The sequence below is a fragment of the Streptomyces atratus genome (assembly GCF_040655115.1).
GTDB lineage: Bacteria > Actinomycetota > Actinomycetes > Streptomycetales > Streptomycetaceae > Streptomyces > Streptomyces atratus_D.
Genome location: NZ_JBFAJH010000014.1, coordinates 56,927 through 76,496, shown reverse-complemented (window position 1 = coordinate 76,496; position 19,570 = coordinate 56,927). Strand labels below are relative to the sequence as shown.

Annotated in this window: 19 protein-coding genes; 5 read left to right on the top strand and 14 right to left on the bottom strand. The window is 70.6% G+C overall.

The window, feature by feature from the left end:
• Nucleotides 1-234: 234 nt before the first annotated feature.
• A complete protein-coding gene (locus AB0I23_RS18080) occupies nt 235-717 on the top strand; it encodes a DUF456 domain-containing protein (RefSeq protein ID WP_359110312.1) in 483 nt (160 codons plus the stop codon).
• 474 nt (nt 718-1,191) lie between these two features.
• Nucleotides 1,192-1,347 carry a hypothetical protein gene (locus AB0I23_RS18075; protein WP_359110310.1) on the top strand — a complete coding sequence of 52 codons (156 nt, stop codon included), beginning with the start codon at nt 1,192-1,194 and terminating at the stop codon, nt 1,345-1,347.
• Nucleotides 1,348-1,403: 56 nt separating this feature from the next.
• On the opposite strand, the gene AB0I23_RS18070 is transcribed toward AB0I23_RS18075, so the two are convergent.
• From AB0I23_RS18070 to AB0I23_RS18060, 3 genes are read right to left on the bottom strand one after another with little or no spacing between them, the layout of a single operon-like run.
• Entirely contained in the window at nt 1,404-3,701 is a 2,298-nt protein-coding gene (locus tag AB0I23_RS18070; RefSeq protein ID WP_359110308.1) for an FtsX-like permease family protein, read from the bottom strand.
• Entirely contained in the window at nt 3,698-4,396 is a 699-nt protein-coding gene (locus AB0I23_RS18065; RefSeq protein WP_359110306.1) for an ABC transporter ATP-binding protein, read from the bottom strand. The genes AB0I23_RS18070 and AB0I23_RS18065 overlap by 4 nt, the downstream gene beginning before the upstream one ends.
• Nucleotides 4,393-4,917 (bottom strand): PadR family transcriptional regulator, encoded by a 525-nt coding sequence (locus AB0I23_RS18060; RefSeq protein ID WP_358857154.1) that lies wholly within the window; start codon nt 4,915-4,917, stop codon nt 4,393-4,395. Before AB0I23_RS18060 ends, AB0I23_RS18065 begins: the two co-directional genes overlap by 4 nt.
• On the opposite strand from AB0I23_RS18060, the gene AB0I23_RS18055 reads away from it, so the two are divergent.
• Entirely contained in the window at nt 4,899-5,324 is a 426-nt protein-coding gene (locus AB0I23_RS18055) for a hypothetical protein (RefSeq protein ID WP_359110304.1), read from the top strand. The two genes, AB0I23_RS18060 and AB0I23_RS18055, sit on opposite strands and share 19 nt — an antisense overlap.
• A gap of 17 nt (nt 5,325-5,341) precedes the next feature.
• Here AB0I23_RS18055 and AB0I23_RS18050 read toward each other — a convergent pair whose 3' ends face one another.
• The 6 genes from AB0I23_RS18050 to AB0I23_RS18025 all read right to left on the bottom strand — a co-directional run bounded on the left by AB0I23_RS18050 (nt 5,342) and on the right by AB0I23_RS18025 (nt 10,671).
• Nucleotides 5,342-6,724: a DNA-3-methyladenine glycosylase 2 family protein gene (locus tag AB0I23_RS18050; RefSeq protein WP_359110415.1), complete on the bottom strand. Its 1,383-nt coding sequence runs from the start codon at nt 6,722-6,724 to the stop codon at nt 5,342-5,344.
• 73 nt (nt 6,725-6,797) lie between these two features.
• Nucleotides 6,798-7,970 carry a ribosome small subunit-dependent GTPase A gene (gene rsgA / locus AB0I23_RS18045; protein WP_359110303.1) on the bottom strand — a complete coding sequence of 391 codons (1,173 nt, stop codon included), beginning with the start codon at nt 7,968-7,970 and terminating at the stop codon, nt 6,798-6,800.
• 572 nt (nt 7,971-8,542) lie between these two features.
• On the bottom strand, nt 8,543-8,749 hold the full coding sequence (locus AB0I23_RS18040) for a hypothetical protein (RefSeq protein WP_359110301.1): 207 nt from the start codon (nt 8,747-8,749) through the stop codon (nt 8,543-8,545).
• 251 nt (nt 8,750-9,000) lie between these two features.
• Nucleotides 9,001-9,291: a hypothetical protein gene (locus AB0I23_RS18035; protein ID WP_359110299.1), complete on the bottom strand. Its 291-nt coding sequence runs from the start codon at nt 9,289-9,291 to the stop codon at nt 9,001-9,003.
• A 438-nt stretch (nt 9,292-9,729) separates the two neighbouring features.
• On the bottom strand, nt 9,730-9,963 hold the full coding sequence (locus AB0I23_RS18030; protein WP_359110413.1) for a chaplin: 234 nt from the start codon (nt 9,961-9,963) through the stop codon (nt 9,730-9,732).
• A gap of 297 nt (nt 9,964-10,260) precedes the next feature.
• Nucleotides 10,261-10,671, bottom strand: a complete 411-nt coding sequence (locus AB0I23_RS18025) for a rodlin (protein WP_359110298.1) — start codon at nt 10,669-10,671, stop codon at nt 10,261-10,263.
• A 433-nt stretch (nt 10,672-11,104) separates the two neighbouring features.
• Here AB0I23_RS18025 and AB0I23_RS18020 point away from each other — a divergent pair, with 433 nt between their 5' ends.
• Entirely contained in the window at nt 11,105-11,938 is an 834-nt protein-coding gene (locus tag AB0I23_RS18020) for a chaplin (RefSeq protein ID WP_359110296.1), read from the top strand.
• Nucleotides 11,939-12,014: 76 nt separating this feature from the next.
• On the opposite strand, the gene AB0I23_RS18015 is transcribed toward AB0I23_RS18020, so the two are convergent.
• From AB0I23_RS18015 to AB0I23_RS17995, 5 genes are all read right to left on the bottom strand, one after another.
• Nucleotides 12,015-12,950, bottom strand: a complete 936-nt coding sequence (locus AB0I23_RS18015; protein ID WP_359110294.1) for a dihydrodipicolinate synthase family protein — start codon at nt 12,948-12,950, stop codon at nt 12,015-12,017.
• On the bottom strand, nt 12,947-13,954 hold the full coding sequence (locus AB0I23_RS18010) for an ABC transporter ATP-binding protein (RefSeq protein WP_359110291.1): 1,008 nt from the start codon (nt 13,952-13,954) through the stop codon (nt 12,947-12,949). Before AB0I23_RS18010 ends, AB0I23_RS18015 begins: the two co-directional genes overlap by 4 nt.
• Nucleotides 13,951-15,918 (bottom strand): dipeptide/oligopeptide/nickel ABC transporter permease/ATP-binding protein, encoded by a 1,968-nt coding sequence (locus AB0I23_RS18005; protein ID WP_359110289.1) that lies wholly within the window; start codon nt 15,916-15,918, stop codon nt 13,951-13,953. The genes AB0I23_RS18010 and AB0I23_RS18005 overlap by 4 nt, the downstream gene beginning before the upstream one ends.
• Nucleotide 15,919: 1 nt before the next feature.
• Nucleotides 15,920-16,870 carry an ABC transporter permease gene (locus AB0I23_RS18000; protein WP_359110287.1) on the bottom strand — a complete coding sequence of 317 codons (951 nt, stop codon included), beginning with the start codon at nt 16,868-16,870 and terminating at the stop codon, nt 15,920-15,922.
• Between the two features lie 197 nt (nt 16,871-17,067).
• Complete coding sequence (locus tag AB0I23_RS17995) at nt 17,068-18,663, bottom strand: ABC transporter substrate-binding protein (RefSeq protein WP_359110286.1); 1,596 nt, start codon at nt 18,661-18,663, stop codon at nt 17,068-17,070.
• 172 nt (nt 18,664-18,835) lie between these two features.
• Between AB0I23_RS17995 and AB0I23_RS17990 the strand changes: the two genes are divergently transcribed.
• Nucleotides 18,836-19,570 carry a FadR/GntR family transcriptional regulator gene (locus AB0I23_RS17990; RefSeq protein ID WP_359110284.1) on the top strand — a complete coding sequence of 245 codons (735 nt, stop codon included), beginning with the start codon at nt 18,836-18,838 and terminating at the stop codon, nt 19,568-19,570.

Below are 19,570 nucleotides of genomic sequence, written 5' to 3'. Positions count from 1 at the left end.
CGATTCCAAGGCGGAGGAGGGAGTCAACGCGGAGCGTTGGCGACCGACGACAACGCGGGAAGCGTGCGTGTCAGGGCGTGGCCGCCCGGTCGGAGGTCACCCGACAGGCTCTGAGCAAGACTGGTCCGCGAGGGCTTCGAGACCGCCTCACCACCCCCTCTGAGCTGCGCCGACGGCTCCCACACCGAGCCGTGCTGACAGGCGGGACAGGTCGGACTCCGGCAGGCTGGTGAGATGGGTGTGTGGCAGCTCGTCGCCGTGGGCCTGGTCATGCTGCTCGGCGTGGTCGGCGTGCTGGTGCCCGGGGTGCCCGGCCAGGCGATCGTCTGGGCCGCCGTGCTGTGGTGGGCGCTCACCGACATCACCCCGGCCGCCTGGGTCGTGCTGATCGGCGCCACCGCGCTCCTGTTGCTGAACCAGGCCCTGCAACCGCTGCTGCGGCCGCGCCGCCCGCGCGAGGCCGGGGCGCCGCGCAGGACGCTGATGCTGGGCGGCATCGCCGGGATCGCGGGCTTCTTCGTGGTGCCCGTGGTGGGTGGAATCCTGGGATACGTCGGGGCGATCTACGGCGCGGAGCGCCTGCGGCTCGGCAGCGGCGGGGCGGCACGGACCTCGCTGCGTTCGGTGATGCGGGCCACCGGCTATTCCGTACTCGTCGAGCTGCTCGCGTGTCTGCTGGTGACGGGGGCATGGCTGGGAGCGGTGCTCCGGGGCTGACCGCCCGACCCACTTCCCTGTGACCGCCCCCTCGTCGCCGTCCCCCTCCCGAAGAACTGTTCTCGCCACCGGTACCGCGCTCGGCGGCGCGCTGATGGTGGGCGGCGCAGCCGTCCCCGCCCAGGCGGCCGCCCCGGCCACCACCCGTCCGCGGCCCCCGTCGTGCACTCCCCCGACGACAGCTGGCGCACCGTCCACCCCGCTCTCCGCGGCCCAGTCGCGGCACGACATGGTGTGCCAGTCCTGGGGCGGCACAATCAGGGTCTTCCCCGCGCTGCCCGCCGCCCGGCGGGAGCTGACCGTGCATGACTTCCGCACCCAGGGCGCGTTCCTGCTCAGTGCGATACGGGAGGAAGGCCGCACCCGCTGGGTCCGGCTGCCCCGCGAGGCCGGCGCCCCCTGCGTCGCCGTCCCGGCATCGAGGGCCCGATCGAGATCCGGGACCGGCACGGACGGCCGCTGCGGTACGAGGAGGTGGCGGACGGCACCGCCCGGATCGAGCTCCGCAAGGGCGAGTCGGCGCTCATCACGGCCGAGGGCGACCGCCCGGACCTGACGATCCGCCCGGTCACCCCGAACGCGGCCGCGCCGCGCTGGGGCCTGCCGGTCCGAGTCCGGCCCCGGCCCTGAACGAGGGACGGCTCGGACCGGCTGCGGTCAGCCGGTCCGAGCCGTCGTCGTTCCTGCTACTCGTTGCGTGCGGTTTCGGGTCCCGTGATGCGCCTGAGCAGCGGCATCGTGGATGCGATGACCCCCAGCGAGGCAACGAGCCCGGCGAGCACGATCGCGTAGTACTGGATCCCCGGTGCCCGGATCGAGTAGTTGAACTGGGCCTGCACGAACAGCTGGGCAACCAGGAAGCCCATCCCGATCGCCACCACGGCGACCACCAGGAGCGGGACCGCGCTCTCCAGAAGCACCACCCGCCGCAGCACCCCGAGCTGTGTGCCGGTCAGCCGCAGCAGGCTGAAGGGGCGCTTGCGGTCGCGCAGGCCCCCGGCCACGCTCACCGCCAGGCTGCAGCCGGCGATGGGGAAACCGACCAGGATGACCACGTTGGCCAGTTGCTGGTATCCGGCGAGCTGTGCGCCACTTTCGGCGTGGGCCTCGCCGACGGTCCATGGGACGTCCTGGTCGGGATACGTGTTCGCGAGGATGGTGCGCGCGCGTTCGATCGCCGACGTCGACCCGTTGGTGGCCACGACGATCTCCTGGACCGGGAGGCGGGCGAGGCGCTGGGCGGAGATGCCGGCGGCGGGCCATGCCGTGGGCCAGTGCTCCCAGTAGTACGTGCCGAAGCTGCCGTAGTTCTGGGTGACCGACGCCGCTTCGGCTCCGGAGGCGCATGCGCTGTGGGCCGGCATCTTCGCGAGCTCCGTGCACGAGGCCAGGCCGGCCACCGGCGGTGGCGCGGAGCCTTGGGGACCGCGATGGGCCGGGTCCGTGGTGCCGAGCGGGTTCGTGTGGATCATCAGCACGCCTTTGACGCCCGGTACGGAGTTCAGGTCGCCGAGCGCGGCCTTCGAGAGCGGGGGCACTCTGCCGATCTGACGTCCGGTAGTGCGGTTGAAGCCTTGGCCGTAGTGGGCGTCCAAGGCGCCGGCGACCGTCCGGCCGGCCTGCGGGATGCTGCGCTCGGCGTTCAGCGAGCCGATGATCCCGACGGCCGCGCTGGTGACGCACAGGGCGAGGACCAGCCCGCTGACCGCGCGGAAGCCGGCCTTCGGGTCGTCCGCGAGCCGCCGGCCCGCGACGAGCAGCGCGGGCCGGCTGGTGTGCCGGGCCAGGACGCGGGCTCCGGCCATGGTCAGCCAGGGGCCCGCGATGACGAGTCCGGTCAGGACCAGCAGGATTCCCGGGACGAAGACCCAGATCTGACCGTTGGTGCTCCTGGGCACCCGGCCGATGGTGTACGAGAGTTCGGCGATACCGGCGACCAGTGGGATCACCCGGTAGACCCGCGGCGGGCGCGGCGTGACGCGCCGGGTGACCCCGAGCGGGGAGACCTGCACGCGGCGCAGGGCGATCCTGGCCGCGATCGCGGCCCCCACCGGGACGGCGACGGAGACGAGAAGGACGTTGCTGGTCCCGAGCGTGAGATCGCTGGCGAAGTACGGCGTACGCGTGAGGTTGACCGCCGCCAGCTGCGTACGGAACAGGTAGAAGAGGCCGAAGCCGACGGCCGTGCCGATGACTGCGGCGACCGTCGATTCGACGGCCGAGATCATCGAGATCTGCCGCGGTGTGGCGCCCACCAGGCGCATCGCGGCGAAGCGCTGCTCACGGCGGGCGGCTGCCAGCCGGGTGGCCGTGCCGATGAGGATGAGCACAGGGAAGATCAGGGCGGTGCCCGCGACGGAGAGGATGAGCTTGATGCCCCGGCTGTCGATGCCCGTCCTGACCCTGCAGTTCGTTCCGTCGCAGCTGCTCGGGGTCACGGTGGTGATCGAGGTGACCCGGGTGGCGTCGTGCTGCTTCGCGAGCTGGTCGGGGCTGTGACCGATGACGACGACCAGGGAGTCCGGGCCCGGGAGCGCCGCCTTGCCGACCGTGCCGACCTGGTGGCCGGGGTAGCGGTCGGCGAGTTCGGCGGCCGGGGTGGAGTGGAGGATCTTGCTGAGGGCCGGTGAGGCGTAGAACTCGCCCGGTCCTGGAAGGCGTGAGAGCCCCGGTGGGACCGGGGAGTTCGGGCCGGTGGCGGCGACGTCGACGCGGCCGATGGTTTTGCCGTCGAAGTGGTCCGCCCTGAGCAGCCACCACAGCGGGTCCGTGTCCGCCTTCGCCACCGACTGGCCGGACGCGCTCTTGCCGGTGCCGGTGTTGAGCCAGGCGTTCCGGCTGTTCTGGGTGGCGGTGGCGTTGATGGCCGCCAGGATGCTCAGCAGCATGCCGACGCCGAGCGCGACGGCGGCCGCGACGACGGCGAGGCGGGCGGCGGCCTCCCTGCCGCCGCTCAGGGTGAGGCGCAGGCCGAGGCGGATCACGAGGCGAGCCGTCCGACGGACAGCGGCGTCACCTTGCCGTCGCGGACGATGACTTCGCTGCTCGCGAAGGCGGCCACCCGCGGCTCGTGGGTGACGAGGACGACGGTGGTGCCCTCATCGCGCGCGGAGGCGACCAGCAGGTCCATCACGTGCTCGCCGGTGAGCGAGTCGAGCGACCCGGTCGGCTCGTCGGCGAAGAGCACCTTGGGCCGGGAGACCAGGGCGCGGGCCAGGGCGACACGCTGTGCCTGCCCGCCGGAGAGTTCACCGGATCGGCGCCCCTCGAGACCGTCCAGGCCGAGCCGCCCGAACCACGGCCGGGCCTCGGCCAGCGCGCTCGCCCTGCGGGACTTGGCGAGCAGCAGCGGCAGGGCGACGTTCTCCTCGGCGGTCAGCTCGGGGACGAGCTGACCGAACTGGAAGACGAAGCCGAAGTGATCCCGGCGCAGCGCGCTGCGCTCGGGCTCGCGCTGGGTGTCGACGCGGCGGCCGTCGAACCAGATCTCGCCGGAGTCGGGTACGAGGATCCCGGCCAGGCAGTGCAGCAGCGTGGACTTGCCGGAGCCGCTCGGGCCGGTGACGGCGAGGATCTCGCCGGCACGGGCGGAGAGGTTCGCACCCTGCAGCGCGGGCGTCCGCCCGAACGACAGGACGGCGTTCCGCGCTTCTACGAGGAAGCCTTCGTCCGGACTCATGAGCGCACCTCGGCTGTCAGGGCGGCGAGCCGCGCCACGGTCTGGTCGATCCACCGTAGGTCGGCCTCCAGGTGGTACACGCCGTGGTCGGCGAGCAGCGAGTCGATCGTGCTGCCGGTCCGGCGCAGTTCGGTCAGCTCCCGCATCCGCTCCATGTGGGCGGCGCGCTGGATGTCGAGGTACGCGCGGGGGTCGCGCTCCAGCAGCAGTGCCAGTACGACCTTGGTGAACAGCACCGTCTGCAGGTGCGGTTCACCCGCGACCGGCTCGGTCAGCCAGGTCTCGACCTGCGTGACCCCCAACTCGGTGATCACGTAGCGCTTGCGGTCCGGCCCCGACCCGGGCTCGGTCTCGCCGGCCTCGACCTTTCCGTCGCGGGCGAGGCGGCCCAAGGTCGAGTAGACCTGCCCGGCTGGCAGCGGCTTGCCTCGGCCGAAGTAGGTGTCGTAGTCGCGCTTGAGGTCGTAGCCGTGGCTCGACTCCCGTTCGAGGAGTCCGAGGAGTGCCAGAGGGACAGTCATACCTCAGTGTCTACACTCAGTATCTAGTCGACGTCAACAGGCAGGCCGGCCAGGTCGATCGGCTGGGATTACGTGAAGACGGCGTCGCTCGGCCGGTGGGTGCGGGCCACTGCTGGGAGCGCATGACCGCCAGGGTGGGCAGGCCGGCGCGATCGTCTTGGCATGCGATCGTCCTCGCCGTTCTCCGTCATGACCAGCGGCTTGCCGACTTGGCGGGCGGCAACCGCATCTCCGCGACCACGGTGCGCCGCTGGGAGATGGAGGTGATCGAACTGCTCGCCGTGCGGGCCCCGCGGCTGGAGCGGGCGCTGAAGAAAATCACCCGAAAGGGTGGCCACGTCGTCCTGATCGACGGCACCCTCATCCGCACGAGGATTCACACCTGGGGCCTCGAAGAAGAGGCCTGAGGGCTGTCCCGTTCGGATCAGGCCGATCCGGCATGATCCGAAGACAGTCCCCGGAGCTCCAGGTGGCGCGTGGCGTACGAACGCCAGGGCCGCCACCGCTCCGCCCCGGGGCGCCCGTCCGGATCCACATCGGGGTCGCCGAGCGCCCGCATCCTGATCAGCGCCGCGGTCGCCGGGCCGATCCCCGGCAGCCGCAGCAGCGCACGCTCGGCCTCCTCGCGGTCCGCGCCGGCGTCGAGCCGTACGTCCCCGTCCGCCAGTGCGGCCGCCAGCGCCCGCAGCGCGGGAGCCTCCGTCTCTCCTGCCAGCGCTCCCGGCTCGGGGAACACATGCGTCAGCCCTCCGCAGGGCGCGTCCAGAACCTTCCCGTACGTCTCCACGAGCCGCACCGTCGCGTCCCGGCCCGCCAGCGCCCGTAGGGCGAACTCCTCCGGGTCCGCCGCCCCCGGCGACCGCAGCCCCGGCCGGGTGGCGACGCGCGGTGCGAGCAGCGGGTCGGCGCCGAGCCGCTCGTCGACGGCGTACGGATCGGCGTCCAGGTCGAAGAGGCGCCGCAGCCGCTGCACCGCCGTGGTCAGATCGCGCAGATCGGTGAGGTGGATCCGGGCGTCCAGCCACGCCCCGGCGGACCGCTCGTCGACGGCGACGATGCCCGTCCCGTACGGCAGCCGCAGGGTGCGCCGGTAGGTACGGGCGCCGGGCTCGCCGCTGATCTCCTCGATCCGGGCGACCGTCTCACCGGCCAGCAGATCGAAGACCTCCCGGGCGGCGTACGGCCCGCGGTGGGCGAGCCGGAGCGGGATCCCGGTCGTGCGCGCCTCCCGTACCGCCGCGCCCAGCCCGGTCCCGGCCTCGGCCCGCAGTGCGCTCGGCGTACGGGCGTAGATCTGCCGGATCGTGTCGTTGAACTGGCGCACGCTGGCAAAGCCCGCCGCGAACGCGATCTCGGTGACGGGCAGCCCGGTCGTCTGGAGCAGCACCCGTGCGGTGTGCGCGCGCTGGGCACGGGCGAGGGCGACGGGTCCGGCGCCCAGCTCGGCGTTGAGCTGCCGCTGCACCTGGCGCGAGCTGTAGCCGAGCCGGTGGGCGAGACCGGGAACGCCCTCCCGGTCGACCACCCCGTCGCCGATCATCCGCATGGCGCGGCCGACGACATCGGCGCGTACGTCCCATTCCGCGGACCCCGGGACGGCGTCCGGGCGGCATCGTCTGCAGGCCCGGAAGCCGTGGCCCTGGGCGGCGGCCGCGGTCGGGTAGAAGCGGACGTTCTTCCGCTTGGGGGTGACGGCGGGGCAGCTCGGCCGGCAGTAGATGCCCGTGGTCTCGACGGCGAAGAAGAACTCCCCGTCGAAGCGCGCGTCGCGACTGCTCACCGCCTCATACCTGGTCTGTTCGTCCATCACACCGTCCAGTGTGCGCCACCCCCCAGTGGCGCACTCGCGGTTTTCGGACGTGGACCCGGGTCCCTGTGCGCTACCGAAGACGGCCCCGCTTCGCGTCCATGGCCGCCCGGCCCTCGGCCCCCTTGCGCTTCCAGTCGCGGCGGATCTCGGACCGTACCCGGGCATCGGTCTTGGCGACGATGCGCTGGTTCTCGCGGAGCAGCTTGCGGTAGCTGTCGAGGCGCCGCTCGGGCAGCGCGCCGTCCTCGACGGCCGCGAGCACCGCGCAGCCGGGCTCGGACTCGTGGTTGCAGTCGTGGAAGCGGCACTCCTGGGCCAGTTCCTCCACGTCCGAGAACAGCTGCCCCACACCGGCCTCCGCGTCCCAGAGACCGACCCCGCGCAGCCCGGGGGTGTCGATCAGGACTCCCCCGGAGGGCAGGACCAGCAGGTTGCGGGTCGTAGTGGTGTGCCGGCCCTTTCCGTCGACGTCGCGGGCCGCCTGCACCGTCATCACGTCGTCGCCGAGCAGGGCGTTGGCGAGCGTGGACTTGCCCGCGCCGGACACCCCGAGCAGCACACTCGTACCGCCGGAGACGACGGCGCCGAGCACATCGAGCCCGTCGCCGGTGGCGGAGCTGACGGGCAGTACCTGCACACCGGGGGCGACGGCCTCGATGTCCTGGACGAGGTGCGCCAACGTGGCGGAGTCCGGCACCAGGTCCGCCTTGGTCAGCACCACCAGCGGCTGGGCGGCGCCGTCCTGTGCGGACGCCCCGTCCCGCAGCAGCGCGTCACCGCTGGAGCTGGACATGGCGAGCGCCAGAAAGCGTTCCACCCGCCCCAGGTCGAGCTCCACGGCGAGCGAGACACAGATGGCGATGTGGTCGACGTTGGTGGCGAGCACCTGTCCCTCGGAGCGCTTCGACGATGTCGAGCGCACGAAGGCGGTACGCCGCGGCAGCAGCGTCCGTACGAACTGCGGATCACCATCGGGGTCGACGGCGACCCAGTCACCCGTGCAGACGATCCGCATCGGGTCGCGCGGCACCACGAACGCGGTGTCGGCGCGCACGGTGCCGTCGGGGGTGACGACATCGCACTGACCGCGGTCCACCCGCACCACCCGTCCGGGCAGCAGCCCCTGTTCGGCGTGGGGGGCGAACTCGGCGGCCCAGTCGTCGTCCCAGCCGTACGGTGTCAGCGGATGCGACGCGGAGGGGCCGACGAGGGAGGAAAGCGGGGAAAGCGAGGAGAAAGACAAGGGAAACCCTTCGAAGGGTGGCCCCGGCGACGCGCACACGAGCGCGCGGAAGGTACGGAGAAGGTCAGCCGGCGACCACGGGGGTGAGAACGATGCTCTTCGGGTTGTGGGCAGCGCCCACCGCGGCGACAGTCATCAATGTCCTCACCTCCTGGTCCAAGCACGGGGCCGGCACCGGCGGTTCATGCCCGCCGTCCGGAACGCTGCACACGATAGCCCGGGACCGCCCGACGGCGTCAACACATTTTGATCCGGCCATCCGAGGAGATGCGCGCGGCCGGCCCGGTCCAGCACCTATGCCGGTGATATCCGTAGATCTCCCTCGATCAAGTGATGAGGAGGTCACCATGACCTCCCCCACCGCGTCCCGCCGGTGCGCTCCCGGGGCCGGCCCGTACGCCCGGGTACGCCCGATGCCCACCTCCCGTGGAGTGGTGGGCATCGACGCGTGCGGCCCCGTACGGACACGGAGTGCGAGCGGTCCGGGGCTCGGCCCCGGCCACCCGCACATCACGAGACGTCAGTTGTTGAGGGAACCATCGCCCGACAGCACCGGCATCGACGATTCGAGGTCATTCACCGAGGTCCTCGCAGGAGGTGCGCGCGGCAGGCACGAGTCCGTCCGCGCGGGGCGGACCCGGCTCGGGACGCGGTGCCCGGCCCCGGTCCCGGTGCCGCCGGGCGGCTTGCCATTCGGCGAGCAGGCGGTCGTAGATCGGGGTGTCGTCCCCCGCGTGCCGGTGCCGGCCCCATGGGCGTTGGCTGTCGTACTGGTCCATGGGACGCCTGTACCCGGTTCGACGGGTGGCGGCCGCCGCAACTGCGGCAACCGGCCCAGTACTCCCCTCCAACGAGGGGTTCGGGCAGTTGCCCGGCGGCAGGACGAGGGCCAGTGCGTCCGGGCCGCCGGGAATCGGCTGCCGTGTGGACGGACTGGCCCCACGGGTGTTGCGGGTCCTGTGTCACGCGCTGCGCAACGGCGGACTCGCCGCTGCCCATGGGCGGGGGGGTACTTCCGCCTTACGACGGATCAGCCGCCGAGGGGCACGCCACCGAGCAGCGGCGCAGCACCCTGGGCCGCGCCGGCGGCCTGACCGGCGACCTTGGTGGGGGAGCCCTTCTTCTGCACCGGGTCGGTGGCACCGCTGACGGTGTCGACGATCGGGTCGACACCCTCCGGCGCCGCCTCCAGCACCTGATCGACGCCCCCGTCGAGGCTGAAACCGGGGGCCGCGGCGGTGGTGACGGCGAAGGCGGGAGCAGCCGTTCCGAGAGCAATCATGGAACCGGCAATGAACGCAGCTGTCTTCGCGTACTTCACTTTTCGGGTTCCCTTCAGCGGCGGCATCTGTTCCGGTCGCGTCCCCGCACCGCACAAGCCTTCTTTACCTGTGCCTTCTGCCGCTTCCGCCCTGGATAACGATCCGGTTCCGGCCGGGCAACTGCGCGGTCTCCATTTTCTGCCGGACCACTCGATCGATTGCATGACTAATCACCGGAACGGGTGTTGTGGGGGTTCCGGGGGCGGAATCAGTGGTGCACTGTCAGGTACTCCGTTCTGCGCAGCTGTCCGGGTGTCAGCCTCCAGCCGCCGGCGCTCCGCGCCCCGGGCCGGTGGAATGTCTCCGGTCGTTCCGCCGCACCCGGGCAGTGCCGCGTACCTCCGGGACGGAGAACGCAGAAAAGAGGAACGCCCCGGATCGCAGGAAATGCGATCCGGGGCGAACCGGAAATGAGCACGGAGCTCGGCCGGCAGCGGTCAGCCGTTGACGCTAGCGCTACCGAAGGCCGAGTTGAGCAGACCGATCACGCTCAGGGCGTTGCCGGTGACGTTGACCGGAACGTGAACCGGGGCCTGGACGACGTTTCCGGAAATGAGGCCCTGGGAGTTGAGAGCGGAGCCATCGGCACCGGCGTCGGCGAAGGCAGGCGTAGCTGCACCGATCGCCATCAGCGTTCCGGCGGCGATGGCGGCAACCTTGGTGTACTTCACTTTCATCCCTTTCATTGACGGAGTCCGGAGCGGTCACGACTTTCGTGCCGCACGAGCGCAGTCCTGATCGCTCGTAACTCCGCCACTGTAATTCGTAACGATGCAGGACCGTGCACGAAACTCTTCCAGGAGAGAATTCTTGGAAATCCGCCCGAATGACGCAATATCCCGATCGTCCGGCGCCACCGCCGAATTCATCGGGCATCTCCGATGCGTCGAGCGAGCGGCGGGCAGCAGCAGGCCCGGGCCGCGCAGAGGAGGAACGCCGGCGTCCCGGGCCAGTTCGGTGCGGCTGGATCAGCCGTTGGAAGCGCCGTTGCCGGAGGGCACCGGGATGTTGTCCAGGATGCGCGACAGGGCCTCGTCGCCCCCGGCCTGGGTGGAGTTCTCGGCGCACTGCTGGTTCCGTGGCGAGGACAGGACGTTGGCGTCCTGGACCGGGATCGGAACGACACCGGGGAGCGAACCGGCGTTGACCTCGGCCGGGAGGCCGACACAGGGCTTGTTCAGGCCGCCCCGGACCAGGCCGAACTGCAGGCTCCGGTCACCACGGGTCTCGGAGTTGCCGAAGGACCGCGAGGCACCGTTGCCGTTGACCGACGTGGTGCCGGTGTCGTTGCCGATGGCCATCGCCTGCGGAGCGAGCGTGGCCGAGACGCCGACCATGGAGGCGGCGACGGCACCCGTAGCCAGAACCTTCTTGATCACGATTCACCCTTCGCGTACGTGACACCCCGTGTCGGAGCACCCTGCCCAACTCGGGGCAGGGCGTTCGGTTCTCTTCGTTCACCCGAATGCCAGGACGTCACGGACACCCGTGCGAGAGCACGCCAAGAAACCCACAGTTCCGTCTGAACAACGGGTTGACGAACACACATGCGTCATCCGTCCGGGTGGTCACACAATTCCCGTGGACTTTCGAGTTTCCTTCACCAATTCCCCATCGTTACGACTGTCGACAAGCGCACTTCCGGAACGCGTACGGCAGGGATTCGCTGATTCCGCCGCGACGCGACCACCGCTTGTCGAACACGGACATGGAGAACCGTCGGGGCGGCAGCCCCGGGCGGTAACTGCCACCGCCTAGTGAGAGAAATGTGGGCATTCCGCCCGCGCACGATGTCCTAAGAAAGGACAACCAATGCGAAAAGCCTTGAGTAAAAGCATGATCGTCATGGCGGCGGCGTCAGGAATCCTGACCGCGGCCGGCGGCTACGCGTTCGCGGATGCCTCGGCCGACGGGACGGCCGCCGATTCGTCGGGCGTCGGCTCCGGCAACGCCGTGCAGGTGCCGGTGCACGTTCCCGTCAACATCTGCGGCAACACGGTCAATGTGGTCGGGCTGTTGAACCCGGCCTTCGGTAACGGGTGCGAGAACACCGACAGCGGTCAAAACGGCGACGGGACCCGGGGCGCGAGCGCCGAGGGCTCAACCAGCGACTCCCACGGGGTGCTGTCGGGAAACCTGATCCAGGCTCCTGTCGATATCCCGGTCAACGTCTGCGGCAACTCCGTCGATGTCGTCGGTGCGCTGAACCCCGCGTCCGGCAACGGGTGCGCCAACGTGGACCGGCCGTCAACGGAAGTGCCGCCCACCACGGTGCCCCCCGTCACCGTTCCCCCCGTCACCGTTCCCCCCGTCACCGTTCCTCCCGTCACGGTGCCGCCCGTCACGGTGCCACCCATCACCGTTCCGCCCGTCACCGTTCCCCCCATCACCGTTCCCCCCATCACGGTGCCTCCCATCACCGTTCCCCCCACCACGGTGCCCCCCACCACCGTGCCGCCCACCACCGTTCCCCCGACCACCACCGTGCCCATCTCCAATACGACAGTGCCGCGCACCCCGAACCACGCCGACTCGCAGCTGGCCCACACCGGGGCCGCCGACCTCGGCCTGGCGGCCGGAGCGAGCGTCGCCCTGCTGCTCGGCGGTACGGTGCTGATGCGTCGCGCCCGCGCCGGGCAGAAGTGATGTAACAGCTGAATCGCGGACAGGTCCGGTAGGACAGCTTCGGCTGTCCTACCGGACCTGTTTCCGCAGGGGCTCGTCAGGGGCGGGACAGCCCGGCGCGGTCCAGGCACGCGGCGATCCTCGCGGTCTCCGCGGCGTCCAGACGGCGCATCGGCGGGCTCATCACATTGGTGGTGATGACGCCGCGCAGCATCAGCGCCGTCTTGAACGCACCGAGGCCGGCGGCGGTGGCGGAGGCCGTGCCGGGGCAGGCCGCGCGAATGATGTCGAACAGGTCGACCAGGCGGTCCTGTTCGGCCTTGGCGGTGGCCCAGTCACCCCGTACCGCGGCCTCGTGAAGACGTACGTACCCGTGCGGGTCGACATTGCCGAGCCCGGGAACGGAGCCGTCGGCGCCGGCGAGCATCATCGCGTCGACGACCAGCTCATGGCCGGTGAGCACGGAGAACCCGGACAGTTCGCGGGCGCCGAGGGCGAGCCGGCGGAACGAGCCGTCGTCACCGCTGGAGTCCTTCACCCCGGCCAGCACGCCGTCCGCGGCGAGCTCCAGCAGGAGTTCCGGGTCGAGCTTGCTGTGGACGCAGACCGGCACGTCGTACGCGAGGACCGGCAGGTCGAGGGCGGCGGCGACGTCACGGAAGTGCCGGTCGATCTCGGCGTCATGGGTGCGGGTGTAGAACGGCGCGGTGACGACGACCGCCTCGGCTCCGAGCGCCGCGGCGACGCGAGCCCGTTCGATGGCGCGGTTGGTGGTGGTCTCGATCGCACCGACGAGGACGGGGACCTGTCCGGCGGCCGCGGCCGTGATGACCTTGATGACCTCGTCCTGCTGCCCGGGCGTCAGATAGGCCGTCTCGCCCGAGCTGCCGAGGGCGAACAGTCCGCTGACCCCGCCGGCCAGCAGATGGCCGACGACCCGCTCCAGGGAGGGCCGGTCGATCTCGCCGTCCGCGGTGAGCGGAGTGACGACGGGCGGGATCACTCCGGTGCGGCGGGGGGTTCGGGGGGTCATTCGGTGCTCCTTGCGGACGGTACGGGGGTCGGTGCCCCGGTGGGGGACGCCGGGGGCTGGGGATGGACGCAGTGCCAGCGGTGCTCACCGCTGCCGAGGGTCATGGCGGGAAAGACCGTGGCGCACGCGTCGTCCGCCTTCCAGCAGCGGGTGCGGAACGGGCAGCCGGACGGCGGGTTGGTGGCCGAGGGCACGGGGCCCGTCAGCACGATCCGTTCGGTGGCCTCCAGCAGGCTGGGGGTCGCTGAGAGCAGTGCCTCGGTGTACGGGTGCGCGGGGGCGCCCGCTACATCCGCCGCGCGCCCCTCCTCGACGATGCGGCCGAGGTAGAGGACGGCGATGCGGTCGGCGAGGTAGCGCACGGTCTGGATGTCGTGCGAGATGAACACCATGCCGAGGCCCAGGCGTTCACGCAGGTCGACGAGGAGGTTGAGGACCTGGGCACGGACGGAGACGTCGAGGGCGGAGGTCGGTTCGTCGGCGACGATCAGCTCCGGTTCGAGGGCGAGGGCGCGGGCGATGGCGACGCGTTGGCGCTGACCGCCGGAGAGCTGTCCGGGCAGGGCGGCGAGGGTGTGGCCGGGCAGCCCGACCAGGTCGAGCAGCTCCTCGACGCGTGCCTCGCGCTCCTCGCGCGAACCGCGCCGGTGCACGTCGAGGGGGTCGCGAAGGATCTGGCTGACCGTGAGCCGCGGATTGAGGGCGGTGGACGGGTCCTGGAAGACGACGCCGACGGCGGAGCCGAATTCATCGCGGCGCCGGTCGGCGGACATCTTCCACAGGTCGCTGCCGTGGAAGTGGACCTGGCCCTCGGTGGGCTTCTGCAGTCCGGTCAGCACCCGGGCGAGGGTGGACTTGCCGCAGCCGGACTCGCCGACCAGGCCGACGATCTCACCGCGCCCCACCTCCAGGGTGGCGTCGGTCAGGGCATGCACCGCGTTGCGGCGGAACACCCCGCCGCTGCGGGCCTTGTGGCGTACGTGGACGCCGTCGAGCCTGATCACAGGGCGCTCCCTTCCAGCAGTACGGCCTGCGCCGGGTGGTGGCAGGCGAAGCCGTGGTCGTTCGTGGTGCCACGCCGCGTGAGACCGGGGGTGGTGGTGCGGCACAGCTCGGTGGCTGCGGCGCAGCGCGAGGCGAAGCGGCAGCCCTCGCCGAAGCCCTGCGGGCCGGGGACGATGCCGCGGATCTGGTGCAGCCGGCCGGCGCCCGCTTCCAGGGAGACGACCGAGCCCAGGAGGCCGCGGCTGTAGTGGTGGGTGGGATCGGTGAGCACGGAGCGGGTGGCGCCGATCTCGGCGAGGCGGCCCGCGTACATCACGGCGACGCGGTGCGCGAGGTCGCCGACGAGCGCGAGGTCGTGAGAGACGAGAACCATGGCGAAGCCGAGCTCTTCGCGGAGCCGGACGAGGAGTTCGACGACCTGGGCCTGGACGGTGACGTCGAGGGCGGTGGTCGGCTCGTCCGCGATGAGCAGACGCGGACTGCGGGACAGGGCCATGGCGATCAGGACACGCTGGCGCTGGCCGCCGGAGAGCTCGTGCGGGTAGCTGCGCAGGGTGCGTTCGGGGGCAAGGCCGACCAGTTCGAGGAGTTCGGCGGGGGTTTTCGTGCCGCCGCGCGAGGTGAGCTGCTTCAGCTGGGTGCCGACGAGTACGGACGGGTTGAGGGAGGAGAGCGCGTCCTGGTAGACCATCGCGATCTCGGGGCCCATCAGGGCGCGCCGTTCCTTCGGCGGGAGTTTCAGCAGGTCCCGGCCGCGGTACAGGATCTCGCCGCTGACCTCGGCGTTGCGGGCGAGGAGCCCCATCACGGCGAGGCTGGTGATGGACTTGCCGCAGCCGGACTCACCGACCAGGCCGAGGGTCTCCCCCTCGTGGACGGTGAAGTCGAGCCGGTCGACGACGGGGATGGCACCGTAGCGGTCGGGGAAGCGGATCGCGAGGTCGCGTACGACGAGGAGTTCGGCGGCGTCCTCACGTACCGCAGTGATGGTCGGATCGGTGGCGCCGACGCGGTTCGCGAGCTTGGCGAGGGCGGCGTCGATGTCCACGCTGGATGCGGCCTCGACGGGGTCGGGGGCCGTGGCCGTGGTGGGGTCGGTGGCGGCGCGGGCGCTCTTCGGCGCGGCGGAGGCGTCGGTGAGCCCCTCGGAGAGGATGTTGAGCGCGAGGACGGTGATCAGCAGCGCGAGGCCGGGGAAGAAGGTGGCCCACCAGCCGCCGGCCAGGAGAATCTGCCGGCCGTAGGCGAGGACACTGCCCCAGCTGGGGTCGGGGTCCTGCACTCCGGCGCCGATGAAGGAGAGGCTGGCCTCGAAGATGATCGCCTCGGCGACCATGACGGTGGCGAACACCATGACGGGGGCCATGCAGTTGACGGCGACATGACGGAGCACGATGTGGCCGCGGCGGGCGCCGATGACCTTCTCGGCGGCGACGTAGTCCTCGCCGTACTGGGACAGCACATTGGCGCGGACCACGCGGGCCAGCGACGGGGTGTAGACGAACGCGACGGTGAAGATGATCACCGGGATGCTGGTGCCGAAGACCGCCACGAGGACGGCGGCCAGTGCGATCGGCGGGAACGACATCACGACGTCGAGGGTGCGCATGACGGACTCGTCGCCGAGCCTGCGGGAGGTCGCGGCGAGCGAACCGAGGACGGCGCCGGCGGCCAGGGCGACGGCGGTCGCACCGAGTCCGATGACGAGTGAGTAGCGGGAGCCGTGCACGACCCGGGCGAAGACGTCGCGGCCGGCCCGGTCGGTTCCGAACCAGTGGGCTCCGCTGGGCGCTTGCACCGGGGTGCCGGTGGTCAGCGGGTCCTGGGCGATCAGCGGGGCGAGGACGGCGCCGAGGATGACGACGAGCAGCACGCCGAGCGCGATGCGGGAGGTGACCGGAAGGGCGCGGAACGCGATGCCCGGTCGGGACAGTCTGTTGGCCGGTCGGCCCGTGGTGAACATGTCACACCGTCCTGATGCGCGGATTGACCAGCAGATAGAGCAGGTCGACGATGACGTTGACCACCAGGAACGCGATGGCGATGGTCAGTACGGTGCCCTGGACCAGGGCGACATCGCCGCCGGTGACACCTTCGAGGATGAGCTTGCCCATGCCCGGCAGGTCGAAGATCGCTTCGATGACGACGGCGCCGCTGAGCAGGTAGCCGACCTTGATGCCGAGCACGGTCAGCGGGGTGACGAGCGCGTTGCGCAGCACCGATCGGATGACCAGGAGCGGCGGCAGTCCGTTGCCGCGGGCGGTGCGGACGTAGTCACGGTCGAGTTCGGCGACCATCGACGTCCGTACGAGACGGGCGAGCGAGGCGGCCACCGGGAGTGCGAGCGAGACCGCGGGCAGCGCCATGGTGGTGAGCCAGCCGCTGAAGGAATCGGCCGGGTTGGTGTATCCGCCGGTCGGGAAGACCGGCGTGTTCAGTGCGAACTGCTGGATGAGCAGCACCCCGAGCCAGAAGGACGGGATGGCGACCCCCGCCATGGACAGCACCCGGAACAGCTGGTCGGGCCAGCGGTCCCGGTACATCGCGCCGGTCACACCGAACAGGACGGCGAGGACGACGGCGACGATCAGCCCGAGGAACGTCAGCTGCACGGTGAGCGGGAAGGCGGCGGTGATCCGGTCGAAGACGGGCTGGCTCGGCGGGACGGTCATCCCGAGGTCGAAGTGGAGCAGCTGTCCGAGGAAGTGGAAGTACCGCACAGGCAGCGGGTCGTCCAGCCCGTTGGCCTCGGCGAAGGCCGCACGGGCCTCGGGGGTGGCGCTCTCCCCGAGCGCGTTGAAGGCCGGGTCGACCGGCGAGAACTGCAACACCACGAAGACGAGCAGCGCGATGCCGAGGATCATCACCGGCATCATCGCGACGCGGCGCAGCGCGAGCCGGAGAAAAGCAACCATCGTCGGGTTCCTTGCGGTTGGTCGGCCGGGTCCGGTCCACCTGGCTGGGGTGGACCGGACCGGGTGATCGGGTGCGGTGGTTCGGCGCCGGGTGATCGGGCGTGGGGCATCCGTCGCCGGATGTCCGTCGGACGGATGCACGGCGGCGGATCACGGGCGCGGCGTTTCCCCCGCCGGCCCGGTCGGGCGTCGCGCGGTCAGGCGCGGCTGACGTCCAGGAACGACAGGCCCGTGGTGGGCAGTGGCTTGAAGCCGGGCAGGGCCTTCTCGTTCCAGGCGGTGGGCAGCTTCCGGTGCAGGATCGGGTAGAGCGCGGCCTCGTCGGCGACGAGGTCGGTGACCTGGCCCCACAGCTCCTTGCGCTTCGTCTCGTCGGCCGCCTGGGCAGCCTTGTCGAGGAGCTGCTTGACCTGCTTGTACGCGGCGGACTTGCCCCAGCCGTACCGGCTCTCCGGCCAGAAGCCGTAGTAGAACCAGCGCAGCAGCAGATCGGCGTCGTTGCCGAAGACGGACGGGTCGCCGGGGGCGACGAGGACGTCGAAGCCGCCCTTGTCGATCTTGGCGTACTGGGCGGGCGACTGTGCGATGTCGAGCGTGACCTCGACGCCCGCCGCCTCCCAGCTCTCCTTCAGCAACGGGGCGATGTCCTTGACCCAGCCGGTGTCGGTGGTGAGCACCGTGAAGGACAGGTCCTCGACGCCCGCGTCGGCGAGCAGTTTCTTCGCCCTGGCCACGTCGTGCGTGTAGACGGTGGCGGCCTTGTGGTAGTCGGGGTGGGTGGCCGGGACATAGCCCGTGGCCGCCGCGGCGTTGCCGACCATCGCGGTGGAGATGATCTTCTCGGTGTCCAGGGCGTAGTGCATCGCCTGGCGCACCCGCTTGTCGGCGAACCGCTTGTCGGCGGTGTTGAACATCAGGAAGAGCAGCCCGAAGGACTGCACCGACTCGGTCCTGGTGGAGCCGGAGAGCCGCTTCACGTCGATGTACGGGACGTCCTCGATGGCCTGGACCCGGCCGGACTCCATGGCGCTGACGCGCGCCGACTGGTCCGACATCAGGCGCCAGATCATCTTCTCGGCCTTGGCCGGGTGCGGGCCGTTGTACTTGTCGTAGGCCTCGAAGACGATCTTGTCCTCGCGGGTGGCCGAGACGAACGCGTACGGCCCGGAGCCGACCGGCTTGGCGTCGAACGCCTTGGGGTCGGGCTCGACGATCTTCCTCGGGACGATCCGGACCACGGCGATACGGGACGGGAAGAGCGCGAAGGCGTACGTGAGCTTGAACTCGACCGTGCTCGCGTCGATGGCCTCGACCGTGTCGATGAACGGCACGAACTGCGCCATCAGTGAGGCGTTCTTCGGGTCCAGGATGCGTTCGAAGCTGAACACCACGTCGTCGGCGGTGACCGGCGATCCGTCGTGGAAGGTGGCGCCCTTGCGGAGCGTGGCCCGGTAGGTCGTGGCGTTGATCTTCTTCGGCATCTCGGTGGCGAGCGCGGGACGGGCCACGAGCGTTGAAGGATCGAGATCCACGAGGCCTTCGAAGATGTGCATGTTGGCGGCGTACGGAGTCGCGCCCGAAGTGATCATCGGGTCGAAGCCGGTCGACAGGGGGTATGAGAGACCGGCCTCGATGAGGCCGCTGCCGCCGCCCTTGCCCGACGAACCGTCGGTGGTCGAAGTCGGTCCGCCGCATGCGGAAAGGCTCGCCGTGATGGCTGCTGCCGCACCGACGGCAGCGGTGTAACGCAGGAAGGTGCGGCGCTCGACACCGGCTGATCTCAGCTCGGGCACGGGTCCTCCAGGGACGTCGGGGGTGGGACGAAAGGGCGGGAAAGAACGAGGGCGGAAACAGGATCACGAAGATCACGAAGCCCGAAGCATAAGACGTCAGATGTCTGATGCCTTGATAGCGTGGGAACGTAGCTTGACAATGGAGAGGGGTCAAGAGGTGGGGAGTTCACATATGTCCGGTACGAGGCCCGGCCGGCAGCTGCTCCGGCAGGAAGTCGTCGAGGGCATCAAGCGCTACATCCTCGAGAAGCGACTTCGCCCCGGGGACCCGCTGCCCACCGAGCCGGCCCTGTGCGAAGCGCTCGGCGCCAGCCGTTCCAGCGTCCGCGAGGCCGTCAAGATCCTCAATGCGCTGGACATCGTCGAGGTCCGCCACGGGCACGGCACATACGTCGGCCGACTGAGCCTGTCCGCCCTGGTGGAGAGCCTGACCTTCCGCGGGCTGCTCTCCCCCGACGACGACTTCCGGGTGATGGCCGACCTCGTCGACGTGCGCGAGCTCTTCGAACGCGGGATGGCCGACCGGATCGTCTCACTGCTGACCCCGGAGCAGCTCGACTCCCTGGAAGGCCTGGTGGCCACCATGCGCGCGACCGGGGCACAGGAGGGGAAAGGCTTCGTGGAAGCCGACCGGGCGTTCCACGCGCTGCTGGTGGCACCGCTCGGCAATCAGCTGATCGGCCAGCTGTCGATGGCCTTCTGGGATGTGTACGCGATCGTCGCGCCGCATCTCGACGGATTCACGCATGCCGACGAGACGGCGACGATCGCCGCCCACCAGAACATCGTGGACGCCGCGCGAGCCGGTGACATCGCCGGGTTCACGAAGGCGCTGGGCGAGCACTACGCGCCGGTCAGGCGGCGGATCTCGGAGGCCCGCGCCCGCGACGCGGCGGCCGTGGACTGA

Bases quoted from the DNA above. Each gene is read 5' to 3' on its own strand.
- AB0I23_RS18060 (WP_358857154.1), bottom strand. From the start codon at position 4,917: ATGACTGTCCCTCTGGCACTCCTCGGACTCCTCGAACGGGAGTCGAGC.
- AB0I23_RS18005 (WP_359110289.1), bottom strand. From the start codon at position 15,918: ATGTTCACCACGGGCCGACCGGCCAACAGACTGTCCCGACCGGGCATC.
- AB0I23_RS18065 (WP_359110306.1), bottom strand. From the start codon at position 4,396: ATGAGTCCGGACGAAGGCTTCCTCGTAGAAGCGCGGAACGCCGTCCTG.
- AB0I23_RS18015 (WP_359110294.1), bottom strand. From the start codon at position 12,950: ATGACCCCCCGAACCCCCCGCCGCACCGGAGTGATCCCGCCCGTCGTC.
- AB0I23_RS18050 (WP_359110415.1), bottom strand. From the start codon at position 6,724: ATGGACGAACAGACCAGGTATGAGGCGGTGAGCAGTCGCGACGCGCGC.
- AB0I23_RS18000 (WP_359110287.1), bottom strand. From the start codon at position 16,870: ATGGTTGCTTTTCTCCGGCTCGCGCTGCGCCGCGTCGCGATGATGCCG.
- AB0I23_RS18020 (WP_359110296.1), top strand. From the start codon at position 11,105: ATGCGAAAAGCCTTGAGTAAAAGCATGATCGTCATGGCGGCGGCGTCA.
- AB0I23_RS18040 (WP_359110301.1), bottom strand. From the start codon at position 8,749: ATGGACCAGTACGACAGCCAACGCCCATGGGGCCGGCACCGGCACGCG.
- AB0I23_RS18080 (WP_359110312.1), top strand. From the start codon at position 235: ATGGGTGTGTGGCAGCTCGTCGCCGTGGGCCTGGTCATGCTGCTCGGC.
- AB0I23_RS17990 (WP_359110284.1), top strand. From the start codon at position 18,836: ATGTCCGGTACGAGGCCCGGCCGGCAGCTGCTCCGGCAGGAAGTCGTC.